15 protein-coding genes are annotated in these 17,413 nt (G+C 66.3%); 5 read left to right on the top strand and 10 right to left on the bottom strand.

Going from position 1 to position 17,413, the window contains the following annotated elements:
* Positions 1-32: 32 nt before the first annotated feature.
* The 5 genes from dxs to dut form a co-directional block, all read right to left on the bottom strand.
* Positions 33-1,979, bottom strand: coding sequence for a 1-deoxy-D-xylulose-5-phosphate synthase (gene dxs, locus B4F19_RS07020; RefSeq protein ID WP_292733643.1), 1,947 nt, complete (start codon positions 1,977-1,979; stop codon positions 33-35).
* Between the two features lie 135 nt (positions 1,980-2,114).
* Positions 2,115-4,949, bottom strand: coding sequence for an aconitate hydratase (locus tag B4F19_RS07015; protein WP_292733640.1), 2,835 nt, complete (start codon positions 4,947-4,949; stop codon positions 2,115-2,117).
* Positions 4,950-5,081: 132 nt separating this feature from the next.
* A complete protein-coding gene (locus tag B4F19_RS07010) occupies positions 5,082-5,837 on the bottom strand; it encodes a DUF3159 domain-containing protein (RefSeq protein WP_414683154.1) in 756 nt (251 codons plus the stop codon).
* Positions 5,834-6,463: a DUF3710 domain-containing protein gene (locus tag B4F19_RS07005; protein ID WP_228178827.1), complete on the bottom strand. Its 630-nt coding sequence runs from the start codon at positions 6,461-6,463 to the stop codon at positions 5,834-5,836. Before B4F19_RS07005 ends, B4F19_RS07010 begins: the two co-directional genes overlap by 4 nt.
* Entirely contained in the window at positions 6,460-6,933 is a 474-nt protein-coding gene (gene dut, locus B4F19_RS07000; RefSeq protein ID WP_292733637.1) for a dUTP diphosphatase, read from the bottom strand. The genes B4F19_RS07005 and dut overlap by 4 nt, the downstream gene beginning before the upstream one ends.
* 24 nt (positions 6,934-6,957) lie before the next feature.
* Between dut and B4F19_RS06995 the strand changes: the two genes are divergently transcribed.
* Positions 6,958-7,428 carry a DUF3093 family protein gene (locus B4F19_RS06995; RefSeq protein ID WP_292728995.1) on the top strand — a complete coding sequence of 157 codons (471 nt, stop codon included), beginning with the start codon at positions 6,958-6,960 and terminating at the stop codon, positions 7,426-7,428.
* A 16-nt stretch (positions 7,429-7,444) separates the two neighbouring features.
* Here B4F19_RS06995 and B4F19_RS06990 read toward each other — a convergent pair whose 3' ends face one another.
* Positions 7,445-7,738: a DUF4193 domain-containing protein gene (locus tag B4F19_RS06990; RefSeq protein ID WP_228178831.1), complete on the bottom strand. Its 294-nt coding sequence runs from the start codon at positions 7,736-7,738 to the stop codon at positions 7,445-7,447.
* A 210-nt stretch (positions 7,739-7,948) separates the two neighbouring features.
* Here B4F19_RS06990 and sepH point away from each other — a divergent pair, with 210 nt between their 5' ends.
* Positions 7,949-8,995: a septation protein SepH gene (gene sepH, locus B4F19_RS06985; RefSeq protein WP_292728998.1), complete on the top strand. Its 1,047-nt coding sequence runs from the start codon at positions 7,949-7,951 to the stop codon at positions 8,993-8,995.
* A 22-nt stretch (positions 8,996-9,017) separates the two neighbouring features.
* Here sepH and B4F19_RS06980 read toward each other — a convergent pair whose 3' ends face one another.
* Positions 9,018-10,139 (bottom strand): alkaline phosphatase family protein, encoded by a 1,122-nt coding sequence (locus B4F19_RS06980; RefSeq protein WP_292733634.1) that lies wholly within the window; start codon positions 10,137-10,139, stop codon positions 9,018-9,020.
* A 71-nt stretch (positions 10,140-10,210) separates the two neighbouring features.
* Between B4F19_RS06980 and B4F19_RS06975 the strand changes: the two genes are divergently transcribed.
* The gene (locus B4F19_RS06975; RefSeq protein ID WP_292733631.1) at positions 10,211-12,670 is read left to right on the top strand and encodes a DNA gyrase/topoisomerase IV subunit A; all 2,460 of its coding nucleotides are present in this window, start codon (positions 10,211-10,213) and stop codon (positions 12,668-12,670) included.
* A 33-nt stretch (positions 12,671-12,703) separates the two neighbouring features.
* Here the strand turns inward: B4F19_RS06975 and B4F19_RS06970 are convergent, their stop codons facing one another.
* The gene (locus B4F19_RS06970) at positions 12,704-14,776 is read right to left on the bottom strand and encodes a DNA gyrase/topoisomerase IV subunit B (protein ID WP_414683153.1); all 2,073 of its coding nucleotides are present in this window, start codon (positions 14,774-14,776) and stop codon (positions 12,704-12,706) included.
* 166 nt (positions 14,777-14,942) lie between these two features.
* On the opposite strand from B4F19_RS06970, the gene B4F19_RS06965 reads away from it, so the two are divergent.
* Together B4F19_RS06965 and B4F19_RS06960 are read left to right on the top strand one after the other, a co-directional pair.
* Positions 14,943-15,158, top strand: coding sequence for a DUF7455 domain-containing protein (locus B4F19_RS06965; protein ID WP_374198029.1), 216 nt, complete (start codon positions 14,943-14,945; stop codon positions 15,156-15,158).
* Between the two features lie 32 nt (positions 15,159-15,190).
* A complete protein-coding gene (locus tag B4F19_RS06960; protein ID WP_292733628.1) occupies positions 15,191-16,207 on the top strand; it encodes a sugar-transfer associated ATP-grasp domain-containing protein in 1,017 nt (338 codons plus the stop codon).
* Positions 16,208-16,214: 7 nt separating this feature from the next.
* On the opposite strand, the gene B4F19_RS06955 is transcribed toward B4F19_RS06960, so the two are convergent.
* Complete coding sequence (locus B4F19_RS06955; RefSeq protein WP_228178849.1) at positions 16,215-16,913, bottom strand: coenzyme F420-0:L-glutamate ligase; 699 nt, start codon at positions 16,911-16,913, stop codon at positions 16,215-16,217.
* A partial coding sequence (locus tag B4F19_RS06950; RefSeq protein WP_292733625.1) for a sigma-70 family RNA polymerase sigma factor occupies positions 16,910-17,413 on the bottom strand: 504 nt, incomplete at its 5' end. The genes B4F19_RS06955 and B4F19_RS06950, both read right to left, overlap by 4 nt.

The raw sequence follows: 17,413 nt of genomic DNA, 5'->3' as shown, positions 1-17,413 counted from the left end.
AGCCGGGCCCCTCCTCGTTTGCCGTTGTTGCGTCAGTCGCGGCGCCGGGCGAACTCGGCGACGAAATCGGAGCTGTTTTCAGCGCGGCGCGCGATCGGAATTCTGGTGCCGAGAACTTGAGCGACCACATCCTGAGCGATCTTGCTGGCGACCAGCCCCGCATCCTCGAGGATCTGCTCACGGCTTGCATGGGCGATGAACTCATCCGGAAGGCCGAGCTCATCAACGGCGGTATCGACGCCCGCCTCGCGCAGGACCTGGCGCACGCGCGTCCCGATCCCGCCGACACGGATGCCGTCTTCGATCGTGATCACGAGCCGGTGCGCGGCGGCGAGGTCGATGACAGAACGCTGTACGGGGATCACCCAGCGCGGGTCGATGACCGTCGCGCCGATCCCTTGGGCGCGCAGGCGGCTGGCGACGTCCATAGCAATGTGCGCCATGGGGCCGATGCCCACCAGCAGAACGTCCTCCGCGCCTCCCCTTGTAAGGATATCGACGCCATCCTCGAGACGTTCTACGGCGGGAAGGTCGGGAAGCACTGACCCCTTCGGGAAGCGCACGACCGTGGGTGCATCAGACACCGCGACAGCCTCGCGGAACTCTTCGCGCAGGCGCTCCGCGTCCCGCGGGGCAGCGATCCGGATGTTCGGGACGAGTTGGAGCATGGCAAGGTCCCACACGCCGTGGTGGCTCGGACCGTCGGGCCCGGTGACACCGGCGCGATCGAGAACGAAGGTGACGCCCGCGCGGTGCAGAGCGACATCCATCATGACCTGGTCGAACGCACGGTTCATGAAGGTGGCGTAGATCGCCACGACCGGATGCAGGCCCCCGAAGGCGAGACCCGCGGCTGACGCAACGGCGTGCTGTTCAGCGATGCCGACGTCGTAGACCCGCTGCGGGAAGCGCTCTGCGAACGGTTGCAGACCGGTGGGGCGCAGCATCGCAGCGGTGATGGCGATCACGTCTTCGCGCTCGGTTCCCACCTCCACGAGCTCCTGGGCGAAGACATCGGTCCAGGCCGATGCGCCCGACCCACCGACCGGCTCACCCGAAACGGGGTCGATCTTGCCCACAGCATGGAACTGGTCCGCGACGTCGCGAAGGGCTGGTTCGTAACCGCGACCCTTCTCGGTGATCGCGTGCACGATGACAGGCGCCCCGTGCTCCTTCGCGAGCTCGAGTGTTTCGAGCAGCATCGGCAGGTCGTGGCCGTCGATCGGGCCGAGGTACTTGATATCGAGGTTGGAGTACAACGCCTCGTTATTGGTGAATCGGGAAAGGAATCCCCGCGTTCCGCCGCGCACCCCCCGGTAGAAGGCGCGAGCTGCAGGCCCGAGTCGGCTGGATATCCGGTCGGATCGTTTACGCAGCGTCTCGTAGCTGGATGCCGTACGTACACGATTCAGATAGCGCGCCATGCCGCCGATCGTCGGTGCGTACGAGCGTCCGTTGTCGTTGACGACGATGACCAGATTGCGATCGTTGTCGTCCGAGATGTTGTTGAGCGCTTCCCAGGTCATGCCGCCCGTCAGCGAGCCATCACCGACAACGGCCACCACGTGCCGATCTCGACGACCTGTTCGCGCGAAAGCCCGCGAAATTCCGTCAGCCCAGCTCAGGGAGCTGGAGGCGTGCGACGACTCGACGACGTCGTGTTCACTTTCCGAGCGCTGAGGGTAGCCGGCGAGCCCATCACGGCTGCGCAGCTGTGAGAAATCCTGACGCCCCGTGAGGAGTTTGTGGACATACGACTGGTGCCCGGTGTCGAAGATGATCGGGTCATCGGGTGACGAGAACACCCGATGGAGCGCGATGGTCAGCTCAACCACTCCGAGGTTCGGCCCGAGGTGGCCTCCCGTACGGGCGACGTTCTCGACGAGAAACGCGCGCACCTCTTCTGCGAGTTCGCCCAGCTGATCCGTCGTGAGCGCGTCCAGATCCCGTGGTGAGCGGATCGTGGGCAGCAGAGCCATCTCACTCCTCCCGTCGGGTCGCATCCCAGCTGGGATGCGATCTGGCAAGTCTATCGAGGCACCGCTGGGCGGGATCGAGCACACTCGTGTTTCGATCCCGCCCAGCGATGAACGTCGACAGCGCCGTGATGAACCTCAGACGAGCGAGCGCAGCACGTACTGGAGGATGCCGCCGTTACGGTAGTAGTCAGCCTCTCCCGGGGTGTCGATGCGAACGATCGCGTCGAACTCGATGGTCTGCTTGCCCTCCGGCGAGAACTCGCTCGGCTCGGCGGTCACCCGCACCGTCTTGGGTGTCACGCCTTCGTTGAGCTGCTCGAGGCCGGTGATGCTGATGACCTCGGTGCCGTCCAGGCCGAGAGACTTCCAGCTCTCCCCGGCGGGGAACTGCAGCGGCACGACACCCATCCCGATGAGGTTCGAGCGGTGGATACGCTCGAAGCTCTCGGTGATGACGGCCTTCACGCCCAGCAGGTTCGTTCCCTTGGCAGCCCAGTCGCGCGATGAACCGGAGCCGTACTCCTTGCCGCCGAAGACCACCAGCGGAATACCGCGCTCCTGGTAGTTCATGCTCGCGTCGTAGATGTAGGACTGCGGGCCGCCCTCCTGCGTGAAGTCGCGCGTGTATCCGCCCTCGACGACCTGACCGTCGTTGACGGCAGCGACAAGTTCGTTCTTCAGCCGGATGTTGGCGAACGTGCCGCGGATCATGACTTCGTGGTTTCCGCGGCGCGAGCCGTAGGAGTTGAAGTCCTTCTGCGCGACGCCGTGCTCTGCCAGATACTGGGCGGCGGGGGTTCCCGCCTTGATGTTTCCGGCGGGGCTGATGTGGTCGGTCGTCACCGAGTCACCGAGGGTAGCCATCACGCGTGCTCCGCGAATGTCGCTTACGGGGGTGAGCTCCATCGTCATGCCGTCGAAGTACGGGGCCTTGCGAACGTAGGTGGAGTTCGGGTCCCATTCGAACTGCGCGGCATCCGGGGTGGGAAGACTGCGCCACCGCTCGTCACCGTCGAACACTGTCGCGTACTGCTTGATGAACTGCTCACGCGAGATCGACGAGTCGATGACCTCCTGGACCTCGTCGGTCGAGGGCCAGATGTCCTTCAGGAAGACGTCGTTCCCGTCCTGGTCCTTGCCAAGCGGGTCGGTCTCGAAGTCGAAGTTCATCGAACCGGCGAGGGCGTAGGCCACCACGAGGGGCGGAGAGGCCAGGTAGTTCATCTTGACGTCTGGGCTGATGCGACCCTCGAAGTTCCGGTTGCCCGAGAGCACCGCGGTCACCGCGAGGTCGTTGTCGTTGATCGCTGCCGAGACCTCGTCGATGAGCGGACCGGAGTTGCCGATGCAGATCGTGCAGCCGTAGCCGACCGTGTAGAAGCCGAGCCCCTCCAGCGCCTTGTCGAGGCCCGATGACTCGTAGTAGTCGGTGACAACCTTCGAGCCCGGGCCCAGGGTCGTCTTGACCCACGGCTTGCGCTTGAGGCCCTTGTCGACGGCCTTCTTCGCCAGCAGACCTGCCGCAAGCATGACCGACGGGTTCGAGGTGTTCGTGCAGGAGGTGATCGCGGCGAGGGTTACCGCGCCGTTGTCGAGCAGGTAGCTCTGGCCCTCGGGCGTGGTCACCTTCACGGGCTTCGATGCCGCGACGGGGCCGCCGGATGAGATGAGGACGTCGTGCACGTGACCGTCCTCGTCTCCGGGCTCCCCGCCCGGGTCGGATGCCGGGAAGGAGCCTTGCGACTCGAGGTCGACGATCGAATCCGATGACGTCGGCGCGGCGTAGTTGAGAATGTCCTTCTCGAACTGCGCCTTCGCCTCAGAAAGCAGGATGCGATCCTGCGGGCGCTTCGGGCCGGCGATCGAGGGGACGACGGTACCGAGGTCAAGCTCCATGTACTCGCTGAAGACGAGCTCCCGTGCCGGGTCGTGCCACATCCCCTGCTGCTTCGCGTAGGCCTCGACCAGCGCGACGGTCTGCTCGTCGCGGCCGGTGAGGCGCAGGTAGTCGAGCGTGACATCGTCGATCGGGAACATGGCAGCGGTCGAACCGAACTCGGGGCTCATATTGCCGATGGTCGCGCGGTTGGCCAGGGGAACGGATGCCACACCTTCGCCATAGAACTCGACGAACTTGCCGACCACGCCGTGCTTGCGGAGCATGTCGGTGATCGTGAGCACGACATCCGTGGCGGTCACGCCCGCCGGGATCGAGCCGGTGAGCTTGAAGCCCACGACTCGCGGGATGAGCATGGAGACCGGCTGACCGAGCATGGCGGCCTCGGCCTCGATGCCGCCCACTCCCCAACCGAGCACGCCGAGACCGTTGACCATGGTGGTGTGCGAGTCGGTACCGACGCACGTGTCGGGGTAGGCGCGGAGCACACCGCCGACCTCACGGTCGTACACGACCTTCGCAAGGTGCTCGATGTTCACCTGGTGCACGATGCCGGTGCCGGGGGGAACGACCTTGAAGTCGTCGAAGGCGGTCTGGCCCCACCGCAGGAACTGGTAACGCTCGCCGTTGCGCTCGTACTCGATCTCGACATTGCGCTCGAGTGCGTTGGGCGTTCCGAAGAGGTCAGCGATCACCGAGTGGTCGATCACCATCTCGGCGGGCGAAAGCGGGTTGATCTTGGCGGGATCCCCACCGAGGTCGGTCACGGCCTCGCGCATCGTCGCGAGATCGACGATGCAGGGAACACCGGTGAAGTCCTGCATGACCACGCGCGCGGGGGTGAACTGGATCTCGGTGTCAGGCTCGGCATCCGGGTTCCATGAGCCGAGGGCCTGGATCTGCTCCTTGGTCACGTTCGCGCCGTCTTCGGTGCGAAGCAGGTTCTCCATGAGCACCTTCAAGCTGAAGGGAAGCTTCTCGTACCCGGCGACCGAGTCGATCCGGAAGATTTCGTAGTCGGTCTCCCCGACTGTCAGTGTGCTCTTGGCACCGAAGCTGTCAACGGTGGACATGTGTGCTCCTTCGTCGGCGGAGGCAGGAAGCCATTCGCTCCCCATCTTGTTCGTCAGCTTCGGACCCTGCCAGCAAGGTGAGCCTTACCGGGTCCGACGCGGAAAAGTATCTTGACGTCAAGATAAATGCTATCACTCGGTGCGGCGCGGATACAGCGCCCGAACCACCAGCCAGGTCACGGCGATGAGTGGGGCAAACAACGGAATGCCCATCATCAGCTTTGTCGTTCCGAGCGCGGTCACGTCTCCCGCGAAATAGAGCGGCAGCTGCACGATCAGGCGTGCAGCGAAGAGGGCTGCCCAGGCGATCGACAGCCAGAAGAACACCCGGCGCTTGCGCGGGTTGCGCCGCCAGGCCGTGCCCTCGCCCATGAGAAATCCCACCGCGAGTCCGATCAGTGACCAGCCCACCAGGGCTGACACGAGAAACGCTGATCCGTAGATGGCGTTGGTGACGAAGCCGAGGACGAAGTTGTCCTCGGCCCTTCCCGTCCAGAGGGCAAGTGCGGCGGCGGCGGCGGCGGCGATCAAGCCCCCGAGAGCAGCGTTCAGCGACGAGCGCGCAATGAGACGTGCCACGGTGAACACCAGCGCGAGCCCCACCGACACTCCGAGCGAAAGCACTAGTTCGCTCGTGAGCGTGTACAGCACGAGGAAGGCAAGGCTCGGCAGAACCGATTCGAGGATGCCGCGCCAGCCGCCGATCGCAGCCCAGACAGCGCGCCCGGTCGTGACATCCTGCGTGGGGTCGAGCCCCGCCCGACGAGCAGCCTCGCCGAGAGCGGCGCTCACGGCATCCGAGACCCGCGGCTGCTCTCCGCCTGCCGGGGAAGGCCCTGACTCTTCGGGGTGCGCCGAGTCATCGGCGCCCGAGCGTGGAGTGCTCACGCGGTACCCGGCGTTGCGGGCATTCGAAGCGGGATCAGGTCTCGGGGGGGCATCGGGGTGGTCCCGCGCACCACGACGATCGAGCGGAACAGATCCTCGATCTGTGCTGCAGCCTCCACATCGGTGGCCGCGGCGCCGCCGACGACGCCACGCAGGAACCACCGGGGTCCGTCCACACCGATGAAGCGCGCGATGCGCTTACCTGCCGACGGATCGGTTCCGGCCACAACCGGCACTTCCGCGAGGAGCTCTGGCCCGAGCGGGCCCTGGCGCTCTTCGACGCGACCGCCCTGTTGGCGGATCTGCGCGCGAATCTGGTCTCGGGTCTCGTTCCACAGACCGGTCGATCGAGGCGCTGCAAAAGCCTGGACCTGCAGAGTAGAACCAGCGTAGTCAAGGCCGACAGCGACGATGCGCTTGGTCTGCTCCTCCACCTCGAGGCGCAGATTCAGGCCCTCACGCGGCAGGATCTTGATCGCGCCGAGGTCGATGTACGGACGCACGGCCCGCGCTTCGGCCTCATCGAACGGGCCCGACTGCTCCCGGTCCGCGGGAGCGGACTTGGCGTCCTTCTCGGGTCCGTCAGTCGAGGCGTCGGGTGAACCGTCGTCGATCTGCTCCGTCATCGTGCTGCGCTCCGTCCCATGCCGTCAACGCTACCCCCGACGTAGCCGGTCGATCCGAATCCGCCGTCGCCGCGGACGCTGTCGGGCAACTCCTCGACGGGCAGGAAACGCGCGATGGTCACCGGCATGATGATCATCTGCGCGATACGGTCCCCCACCGCGATCTCGTAGGACTCGCGGGCGTCGGTGTTCAGAAGGCACACCTTGATCTCGCCGCGGTATCCGGCGTCCACCGTGCCCGGCGAGTTCACAACCGTGATGCCGTGCTTGGCGGCAAGCCCGCTTCGGGGAACGACGAAGGCCGCGTATCCATCCGGGAGTGCGATGCGAACACCGGTTCCCACGAGGGCGCGCTCCCCCGGCTCGAGGCGCACGGCCTCAGCGGCGACCAGATCCGCGCCGGCGTCGCCCGGGTGGCTGTATGTCGGCGGGGGGGCGGCGATAATGGGGATGTCCACGGATGGGGTCACGCAACGAGGGTAATGCAGAACACGATGGCGACGACGAGAGTCCAGACCTCAGCCGACTACCGCGAACGGCTGGGTCCGTCGCTGTGGGTGGTCGTGTCTGCTGCGGTGGTGGCGCCGATGGCGGCGCTGGTCCTGGTGCCGATCGACACCACCGTCGCACTGGCTGTCGGTGCCGTGATCGGGGTCGCCGCAATTGCGCTGCTGGTCTGGGTCAGCCCGGTCGTTCGCGTCAGCGAGGGACGCGTCTTCGCCGGCCGCGCCTGGATCGAGGCCAGCTACCTCGGCGAACCCGTCGCCCTCACTGGTGAGGATGCGCGCTTCGCGCGCGGCCCGGGACTGGATGCGACGGCATGGCACGTCATTCGCGGCGGGATCGACGGGCTCGTGGTCGTCCCTGTCGTCGACTCGGACGACCCGGCACGGGCCTGGGTCATCTCGAGTCGGACACCGGACAGGCTCGCTGCGGCGATTCGGCGCGCGCAGGCGTCGCGCTAGGCGGTTCGCCCGCTGATCAGGCTGCGCACTCCTTGCAGATGATGCCAACTGCTTCCTCGTGGTCCACCTGCGAGCGGTGCTTCACCAGGAAGCAGCTGGCGCAGGTGAATTCGTCCTGCTGCGGCGGGAGCACCACCACGTCAAGCTCGAGGTCGGAGAGGTCGGCCCCCGGCAGCTCGAAGCCAGACGGGTTGTCGGAGTCGTCGACGTCGACCGAACCCGACATCTTGTCGGGGACCCGCTCCTTGAGCGCCTCGATGGACTCGCTGTCGTCGTCGCTCTTGCGGGGTGCGTCGTAGTCGGTGGCCATTCTCTACTTCCGTTGCGTGATGCTGTGGTGTGGTGCTGCGGGGCCGCTATGGGCGGCGATAGTTTGCACGACGGATCGGGATTTAGCAAATGCTCACTCCGTGTGCCGACGTGGACGAAACGGGCGGCGCGCGATGGATATTCCCTGACGCAGGCGAACGGTGTGCCAGCATGGGGCCGACACGCCGAAGAGGCACGGGAGGAGCGTGGGATGGAACAGCTCAAAGTCATCGCGACGGAAGACGATCAGCTGATCCTCGCAACAGAGTCGGGCGACAGGTTCACGCTCGCCCTCGATGATGCACTGGCATTCGAGGTCCGCCGGGCCCGCCGGGCACGCGAGTCCGACGCATCTGCTGCTCGCCCGAGCCCTCGAGACATCCAGACGCAGATCCGCGCCGGCCTCAGCGCAGAAGAGGTCGCGGAGCTTCTCGGGGCTCGTGTCGAGGATGTGCGCCGGTACGAAGGTCCCGTGCTGGCCGAACGAGAGCACGTCCTCAGCCAGGCGCTGGCAGTCCCGGTGCTCGTTTCTGCAGAGCTGGAACCCGACGGCGAGTCCACGTTCGGTGCGGCGGTGCGCGCGAAGCTCGCTGAAGCGGGTGCCACCGCGGAGCGGTGGACGAGCTGGAAGGATGCGACGGGCTGGGTGATCAAGCTCGAGTTCCGCACCGGTGATGTCGACCGCGATGCGCGCTGGGGCTTTGACCCGCGACGTACGACGCTGTCGCCGTTGAACACCGATGCAACGCAGCTGTCGAGGCAAGGAGCACTCCCCGACGGTCTCATCCCGCGGCTGCGTGCCCTTGATCCGTCGCCGTCGAAGGATGACTCACGGTTCGACTCCGGCGCGTTCGGCCCTCGGCGAGACGATGATCAGGCACGCGACGCGGAGCGCCCCGCTGAGCGCACCCCGGAACGCGCAAGCGCCGCGGTCCGTGAGGCGGCGACCAAGCGCGCCGCCGACCCTGTCGTGACGACCTCTCCGGAGACAGCGGATCTGCTCGAAGCGCTGCGCCGTCGTCGCGGCCAGCGCGAATCCGCTCCGGAGCCTTCGACCGATGAGGCAGAACGTTCGCCGGTTGCGCTGTTCGATGCGCTCGAGCCCGGATACGACGAGACCACCACTCCCCCTGCAGCGGCGGCCGACGAGGAGCCGGCGGATCTGGAAGCCACACAGCTGTCGTCATCCCGCAGGCGCGGTCGCTCGTCCCTACCGACGTGGGACGAGATCGTTTTCGGCGCTCGCTCTGACGAGTAGCCCGACCCCGGGCCCAACGCCGTCAAACTGCGTATGCGCCAGCTCGTAGCAGAGGGACGACTGACTCCTCGAGCGTGAGCGATCCGTGCTGCCCCACCATGCGCTGCGGTGACCGGTCGTCGAGACGGTTGTCGTAGTAGGCGACCCGGGCTCGTGCGGCGACAAGGACATCACCGATCCGATCAGCGACGGTCGGGCGCACGCTCCCGAACACCCCGGCGGCAATGGCTTCGTCACGGGTCATCACCCAGGCGCGTTCGGCATCGGCGGCTCGCCACACGCCCGCCACCGCGTCAGCCGCTTGAGGCTCCGTATACAGATGCAGCATCCGCGGTTCGCCCGCGATATCGGTGACGCCCTCGAGCCGTGGATCGCCGTCGTCCAGGAGCACGTGACGGCTCGCTGGGACATCGATCATTCCGTGATCGGCGGTGATGAGCACGCCGGCCTGCGGCGCTGCACGCACGAGGTCGCGAAGGGAGGCATCCACGCGTTCGAGGCCCTCCGTCCACGCCCCGGACTCCCAGCCGGCGCGGTGGCCGATGCCATCGAGCTCGGGAACGTAGAGGTAGGTGAAACTGCCCGGATGCTGCGCCGCGAGTGCACCCGCACGGGCGATCCGCTCGTCCAGGTCGGTGACCCCGACGAACTGGGCTCCGTCGGTGGTCGCGCGGGTGAAGCCCGTCGTGGCAAACTCCGGCTTCGAGACCACGAAGACCGGCGCGTGCCGGGCCTGCGCACGAGTGAGCGGCTGCTCTTGCTGCCAATCGTCGGGCAGGTCGCCGTCTTCCCAGCCATGGAGCAGGTTCGCGACGCGGCCGGTCTTGGGGACACGAACCCGGTACCCGAGCATCCCGTTCTGTCCGGGATCCGTCGCCGTGAGCAGGCCCGTGAGCGCGCTGGCTGTGGTCGAGGGAAAGGTCGTACGGGCGACGTCGCGGATGCCGCTGATGCTCGCCAGAAACCTCGCGTGGCCGGCGCGTGCCCGCAGTTGTGCAGCGCCCACTCCGTCGAGCATGACGAGGACGGTGCTCTGGGCGGGTCGCAGCCAGATGCTCTCCCCGCGCAGCGAACGGAACATCTCCGGCACGACGTCGGTGAGGCTCCGGGTTCTCGGCGAGTGCGCAGGTAGTGTGATCGGCATCCACGCCAGTCTCCCACGGCCCCTCTTCCCGGAGGCCGAGGTGCGTCCGTCCCAGCGTTCGAGGTTTTGTCATGCCGTCATCCCGTCCCCCCCAGCCCGCTGAGGTCGCCGAGCGGATCGAGGATGTCGACGTCGCAGCTGAAATGCAGGGCTCGTTCCTCGAGTACGCCTACTCGGTGATCTACTCCCGTGCACTTCCCGATGCACGCGACGGGCTCAAGCCTGTGCAGCGGCGCATCCTCTTCCAGATGGCAGACATGGGATTGCGGCCCGATCGCGGGCACGTCAAGAGCTCGCGCGTCGTCGGCGAGGTGATGGGAAAGCTCCACCCCCATGGCGATGCGGCGATCTACGACGCCCTGGTGCGCCTCGCACAGCCCTTCTCGCTGCGCGTGCCCCTCGTGGACGGGCACGGAAACTTCGGATCGCTCGATGACGGTCCCGCGGCTCCCCGATACACCGAGGCGCGACTGGCGGCCCCGGCGCTTGCGCTCACCGAGAACTTGGATGAAGACGTCGTCGACTTCATCCCGAACTACGACGGGCAGTTCCAGCAGCCCGCGGTGCTGCCCGCAGCCTTCCCGAACCTGCTCGTCAATGGCGCGTCGGGCATCGCGGTGGGCATGGCAACGAACATGGCGCCGCACAACCTCATCGAGGTGGTCGCCGCCGCCATCCATCTGCTCGATCATCCGGAAGCGACCGTCGAAGAGCTCATGGAGTTTGTTCCCGGGCCCGACTTCCCGTCGGGCGGAATCATCGTCGGCCTCGACGGGGTGAAGGATGCTTACGCCAAGGGCCGCGGCTCGGTCAGAACCCGCGCGAAAGTCTCGATCGAATCCCTGGGGCCGCGCCGCACCGGCTTGGTCGTCACCGAGCTTCCCTACCTCGTCGGCCCCGAGCGGGTGATCGAGAAGATCAAGGACGCCGTCACATCCAAGAAACTGCAGGGCATCGCCGACGTCACCGACCTCACCGACCGCCATCGCGGGCTTCAGCTGGTGATCGGCATCAAGACCGGTTTCGACCCGAATGCCGTGCTCGAGCAGTTGTATCGGTTGACGCCCCTCGAGGATTCGTTCGGCATCAATAACGTCGCGCTCGTGGAGGGCCAGCCGCAGACCCTCGGTCTCAAGGAGATGCTCGAGGTCTACGTCGGGCACCGGATCGAAGTCGTGACGCGGCGTAGCCGCCACCGCCTCGGCAAGCGGCGCGAGCGGCTGCACCTCGTCGAGGGCCTGCTGATCGCGATCGTCGACATCGACGAAGTCATCCAGGTGATCCGCACCTCGGATGACGGCGAACAGGCACGCACCCGTCTCATGGAGGTGTTCGACCTTTCACAACCGCAGGCCGAGTACATCCTCGAGCTGCGGCTGCGCCGGCTCACCCGCTTTTCGCGACTCGAGCTGGAACAGGAACGCGACGCGCTGAAGGCTGAGATCGCCGAGTTGGAGGCGCTGCTCGCCAGCGACAAGCTGATCCGTGCCCAGGTCGCCGCCGAGCTGGATGCCGCGGCCGAGGCGTTCGGCACCCCGCGCCGCACGCTGCTGCTCAACGGCGGTCCCGTTACGTCCCGCTCGTCCTCGAAGAAGCCCGTCGATCTGCAGATCGCCGACACCCCCTGCCGGGTGTTCCTCTCGGCGACCGGACGCATGGTTCGGGCAGACCTCGACCCCGAGGCCACGGGCGGTGGGATCGTCTCGCCCTCCCGCCGGTCTAAGCATGATGCGATCCGCAGCGCCGCCGATGCGACCACGCGTGGTCACCTGGGCGCACTCACGACCCGGGGGCGTCTCGTGCGATTCACGCCGGTGGATCTGCCGTCGGTTCCCGGCAACTCGGTTCAGCTCGCTGCGGGCACGAGAGCGGATCAGTACCTGGGCCTGACCGGCGGGGAGCACGTCATCGCGATCGTTCCGATCGAGGGCACGACGCCGCTCGCGCTCGGGACCGCCCAGGGCGTGGTCAAGCGGGTTATGCCGAACGAGATCGCTGCCCGCGATGAGATCGAGGTCATCGCGTTGAAGCCCGGCGACTCCGTCGTCGGCGGGGCTTTGGCTCCGGATGATGCCGAGCTGCTCTTCATCTCCGACGATGCGCAGCTGCTGCGGTTCGATGCCGGAGTCGTGCGCGCGCAGGGCCGTGCGGCGGGCGGAATGGCAGGTATCCGGCTCGCCTCAGGCGCATCTGTCATCGGCTTCGCGGTGATCCCGCCGACAGACGTTGCAGAGGCTGTCGTGGTGACGGCCGCCGGAAGCGCCGGTGCGTTGGCCGGCGCAGACGTGAGCTCTGGCAAGGTTTCGGCGCTCAGCGAGTTCCCACCCAAGGGCCGTGCGACCGGCGGGGTGCGCGCACATCGCCTGCTCAAAGGTGAGGACCGTCTCGTGCTTGCGTGGGCCGGTGCCGAGCCGCGAGCTGTCGCGCAGGACGGCGCCTCTCGGACTCTGCCGCCCGCGGGCGCCAAGCGTGACGCGTCCGGGGTTTCGCTCGAAGCCGGCGTCGCCGCGATCGGCACCGCCGTCCGCTGAGCCCAACCGCGAGCGGCTGTCGCGGAGGGCGGATCAGGCGTCGATGCGCTCGCGAGCGAGCCGGTCCGACGACTCGATCAGGAACTCGCGCCGCGGTGCGACGTCATTGCCCATGAGCAGCTCGAAGACGGATGCCGCAGCCTCGGCATCCTGGACCCGGACGCGACGCAGGGTGCGACCCGCACGATCCATCGTGGTCGTTGCCAACTGCTCGGCATCCATCTCGCCGAGGCCCTTGTAGCGCTGGATGGGCTCCTGCCACGTGCGACCTGCCTTCGTCAGGCGGTTCAGCAGGGCGTGCAGCTCAGCCTCACTGTAGGTGTACAGCGTCTCGTTGGGCTTGGAACCCGGATGCTTCACGACGACGCGGTGAAGCGGCGGAACGGCGGCGAACACCCGTCCTTCTTCGATCAGTGGTCGCATGTAACGGAAGAAGAGGGTGAGCAGCAGCGTACGAATGTGGGCGCCGTCAACATCGGCGTCGCTCATCAGGATCACCTTGCCGTAGCGCGCGGTGCTGATGTCGAACGACCGACCTGAACCGGCACCGATGACCTGGATGATCGACGCGCACTCCGCGTTCGAGAGCATGTCGCTGATCGACGCTTTCTGAACGTTGAGGATCTTTCCGCGGATCGGGAGCAACGCCTGATACTCGCTGTTGCGCGCGAGCTTGGCGGTACCGAGCGCCGAGTCACCCTCGACGATGAAAAGCTCGGAATCGGCAACGTCGTTCGAGCGACAGTCGACAAGCTTCGCGGGAAGGGACGACGACTCCAGCGCATTCTTGCGTCGCTGGGTTTCCTTGTGCGCGCGCGCGGAGATGCGCGCCTTCATCTCAGCGACGACCTTGTCGAGCAGCAGCGAGGTCTGCGCCTTGTCGTCACGTTTGGACGAGGAGAATCGCGCAGCAAGTTCCCGGGCAACCACGGTCGAGACGATCTGGCGGACGGCAGGGGTGCCCAGAACCTCCTTCGTCTGTCCCTCGAACTGCGGCTCGGGGAGTCTCACCGTGAGCACGACAGTGAGGCCTGCCAAGATGTCGTCTTTATCGAGCTTGTCGTTGCCGACCTTCAGCCGACGTGCATTCTGCTCGACCTGCGTGCGGATCACCTTCATGAGGCCGGCCTCGAACCCCTGCTGGTGCGTGCCGCCCTTCGGGGTAGCGATGATGTTCACGAACGAGCGCATCGTGGTCTCGTAGCCGGTCCCCCACCGCACCGCGACGTCGACCTCACACGTCCTCTCCAGCTCCGTCGGCACCATGGCCCCGGATGCCTGCAGTACCGGCACGGTCTCGGTAAAGGTACCCGTGCCCTGCAGCCGCCAGGTGTCGGTGACCGCGGCGTCCGGAGCGAGGAACTCCGCGAACTCCGAAATCCCACCGTCGAAGCGGTACTCCGTCGTGAGCGGCGCCTCGGGGTCACGTTCGTCGGTGATCGTGATCGACAGGCCCGGTACGAGGAAGGCCGTCTGCCTGGCCCGCTGCTGTAGGTCTTCGAGCGAGAACGATGCGTCGCGCGTGAAAATCTGCCGATCGGCCCAGTAGCGGATGCGTGTTCCGGTGACGCCCTTCGGAGCCCTGCCGACCACGCGAAGGGTCGAGCTCTTCTCGAACGGTGTGAAGGCGGAGTCCGGCGTGGGGCCCGCGAACTCGCCCGGTTCACCCCGGTGGAACGACATCGCCCAGGTCTTGCCGCCGCGGTCTACCTCGACATCCAGACGCTCCGACAGGGCATTGACGACTGACGCCCCGACGCCGTGCAGACCGCCCGACGCACTGTACGAACCGGACCCGAACTTTCCGCCGGCGTGCAGCTTCGTGAACACGACCTCGACGCCGGACAGTCCCGTGCGAGGCTCGATGTCGACGGGGATGCCGCGGGCTCGATCTCGCACTTCGACGCTCCCGTCGGCGTACAGCACGATCTCGATCGTCGAGCCGTGGCCGGCCAGCGCCTCATCGACCGAGTTGTCGATGATCTCCCACAGGCAGTGCATCAGACCGCGGGAATCCGTCGATCCGATGTACATTCCGGGGCGCTTGCGCACAGCCTCCAGGCCCTCGAGCACCTGCAGATGATGGGCGGAGTACTCGGCGGTCACAATCGTTCAGATTACGCGGCGTCGACAGGATCGACGGGGAGCCACGCGGCACTGGGGGCTGCCGTACGCGCTCAGCGAAATGTGACCCAATAGCGGCATACCCGAAACATCCCCGTGGTTGTATGTCATGACACCGCCAGGAGTGACGCACCGAGGAGGCATGACCATGGCTACCCTTTCCCCCGCAGAGATCGACGTCATCGAGAGCCGTCTTACCGCCGCCGACCGCTGCGACTCGTGCGGCGCTCAGGCCTACATCGCCGCCGAAGTGAACGGCAGCGAGCTGCTCTTCTGCGCCCACCACGGACGCCGCTACGAAGAGAAGCTGCGCGAGGTTGCGACGAGCTGGCACGACGAGACGCACCGTCTCAGCGCTGAGTGAGCTCAGCACACGTCGAGTCCTGCACACCCTGAATGGCTTCGCTTGATCCGCGGACGCGGATGCACTACCGCGCCGCGCGGGCACGACAGATCGACGTCGTGTCGCTGTGGCAACGCGCGCGCGAAACGTCACGGGAGCACGATCGCTGGACTCCTGCCGTGCTCGCCGACATGCTCTGGTCGGCGGGCGTGCGTCAGGTCGGATTCCAGGACTACGTCGACTATGACTTCGCGACCCTGACCCGCGCGGAACGGGACACCTATATGACGCATCCCGTTTCGAACGAGCTGTCACAGCGATACGACGATCCGCGCCACCGATCCCAGTTCCACAACAAGATCACGTTCAACGAGACGTTTGCGCCGTTTCTCCATCGCGAATGGATGACGATCACGCCCGACAACGCGGACGAGTTCCGCGATTTCGTCGAGCGCCACGGCACCGTCATCGTCAAGGAGCCGGTCGGTCAAGCAGGATCCGGCGTGCACCGCTATCGGGCGGATGCCGTCACCGACTGGTCGGCGTTCCACAGGGGTCTGCTCGACCGCGGAGAGCTTCTCGCCGAAGAAGTGATCACGCAGCATCCTGACCTTGCGGCTTTCTGCCCGGGCACGGTCAACACGACCCGGGTGACGACCTTCTTCGACGGCGAACGCACACATATCCTCGCGATGGCGCAGAAGTTCGGCCGAGGACAAGTCAGCGACCAGATGAGCTTCGGCGGCTTCTATTCGATGCTCGACGACGACGGCCGTGCGGTCGGCGCCGGATACGACTCGCACGGCAACGTGCACGAGCTGCACCCCGACACCGGACGCCGCATCTCCGACTTCACTCTGCCGATGCTCGGCGAGGTGAAGACCTTCATCGATGAGGTAGCACGTGTCGTTCCGACGGTGCGTTACGTGGGGTGGGACGTCGTCGTGACTCCCGCCGGCCCTGTCCTCGTCGAAGGCAACTGGGCGGCAGGGGTTTATGAGAACAAGCCCAGCGTGACCGGCATCCGCACCGGCCACAAGCTCCGGTACCGGGCTGCAATCGGCTTCTGAGAGGCGGCTAGACGGCGCGAACGATCCCGAGCGGCGTGGACTGGTGGCCTTGGCCCAGCGGGTTGTCGCGAAGCACAGCGAGCAGCGTCTTCTCGTCGGTCTTCGAAAGGGTCGACCCGAGGATGTTCCCGCCGAGGTCGTTGATGTCAACCACCGCGACCTCGACGCCCGGCGCCAGCAGCGTCTTCAGATGCTGAGCTACCTCTCGGGGACGCTCCGGGCCCAGCACGACGGCGCTGTTGTAGGGCGGGATGGTTCCGCTCGTCGGGCCGTCGATGGCGCGGGCACGGTCGCCGGCGATCCGGTAGAAGTCGCCGGAGCGCCCAAACGCCTTCGTGACCGCGGAGACTGCCGCCGCGAACAGGATGCGGGGTGTGCCGCACTCGCGCAGCGCCATTTCCATCGTCTCGGGCATTCCGAGTCCGATCCCGTACGGAGTTCGGGTCACGTAGCGCGCCAGGAATCGGGCCAGCTTGCGCGGCTGAATGTCCGAAACCGCGTACGAGCGGCCCTGTGTGATCGCGACGATCTTCTCGGTGACGAACAGCGTGTCGCCGGCGGCAGCGTGCTCGAGGGCGTATTCGCGGATGATGTCATCGAGATCATCGCCGGGCATGACCACCCGCGTGCGGATCGGAATCCGTCGATAGCGCGCGCCGTCGATATCGACTTCGAGCGCCTTCCCCTCGTTGGCGACGCCGGTCATTCCAGATAGTCCCGCAGCGACTGCGACCGCGACGGGTGGCGAAGCTTGGCCATCGTCTTCGACTCGATTTGGCGGATCCGCTCACGGGTCACACCGAACGTGTCGCCGATCTGGTCGAGCGTCTTGGGCTGACCGTCGCCGAGTCCGAAACGCATCCGGATGACGCCGGCCTCTCGCTCCGACAAGGAGTCGAGGAGAGACTCCAGCTGGCGCTGCAGCATCGTGAACCCGACCGCGTCGGCAGGAACAACAGCCTCGGTGTCCTCGATGAGGTCACCGAACTCGCTGTCACCGTCCTCACCGAGTGGCGTGTGCAGCGAGATCGGCTCACGGCCATACTTCTGAACTTCGATGACCTTCTCGGGGGTCATGTCCAGTTCGCGGCTGAGCTCTTCGGGGGTGGGTTCGCGACCCAGGTCCTGCAGCATCTGACGCTGGACGCGGGCGAGCTTGTTGATGACTTCGACCATGTGTACCGGGATACGGATGGTGCGCGCCTG

Source organism: Microbacterium sp. UBA1097, assembly GCF_002313585.1.
GTDB lineage: Bacteria > Actinomycetota > Actinomycetes > Actinomycetales > Microbacteriaceae > Microbacterium.
This window is presented reverse-complemented; position numbering and strand designations above follow the sequence as displayed.

Excerpts from the sequence above, each read along its gene's own strand:
- B4F19_RS06975 (WP_292733631.1), top strand. The coding sequence starts at position 10,211 with ATGCCGTCATCCCGTCCCCCCCAGCCCGCTGAGGTCGCCGAGCGGATC.
- sepH (WP_292728998.1), top strand. The coding sequence starts at position 7,949 with ATGGAACAGCTCAAAGTCATCGCGACGGAAGACGATCAGCTGATCCTC.
- B4F19_RS06965 (WP_374198029.1), top strand. The coding sequence starts at position 14,943 with ATGGCTACCCTTTCCCCCGCAGAGATCGACGTCATCGAGAGCCGTCTT.
- B4F19_RS06980 (WP_292733634.1), bottom strand. The coding sequence starts at position 10,139 with ATGCCGATCACACTACCTGCGCACTCGCCGAGAACCCGGAGCCTCACC.
- B4F19_RS07015 (WP_292733640.1), bottom strand. The coding sequence starts at position 4,949 with ATGTCCACCGTTGACAGCTTCGGTGCCAAGAGCACACTGACAGTCGGG.
- B4F19_RS06955 (WP_228178849.1), bottom strand. The coding sequence starts at position 16,913 with ATGACCGGCGTCGCCAACGAGGGGAAGGCGCTCGAAGTCGATATCGAC.
- dxs (WP_292733643.1), bottom strand. The coding sequence starts at position 1,979 with ATGGCTCTGCTGCCCACGATCCGCTCACCACGGGATCTGGACGCGCTC.
- B4F19_RS06990 (WP_228178831.1), bottom strand. The coding sequence starts at position 7,738 with ATGGCCACCGACTACGACGCACCCCGCAAGAGCGACGACGACAGCGAG.
- B4F19_RS07005 (WP_228178827.1), bottom strand. The coding sequence starts at position 6,463 with ATGACGGAGCAGATCGACGACGGTTCACCCGACGCCTCGACTGACGGA.
- B4F19_RS06995 (WP_292728995.1), top strand. The coding sequence starts at position 6,958 with ATGGCGACGACGAGAGTCCAGACCTCAGCCGACTACCGCGAACGGCTG.
- B4F19_RS06960 (WP_292733628.1), top strand. The coding sequence starts at position 15,191 with ATGGCTTCGCTTGATCCGCGGACGCGGATGCACTACCGCGCCGCGCGG.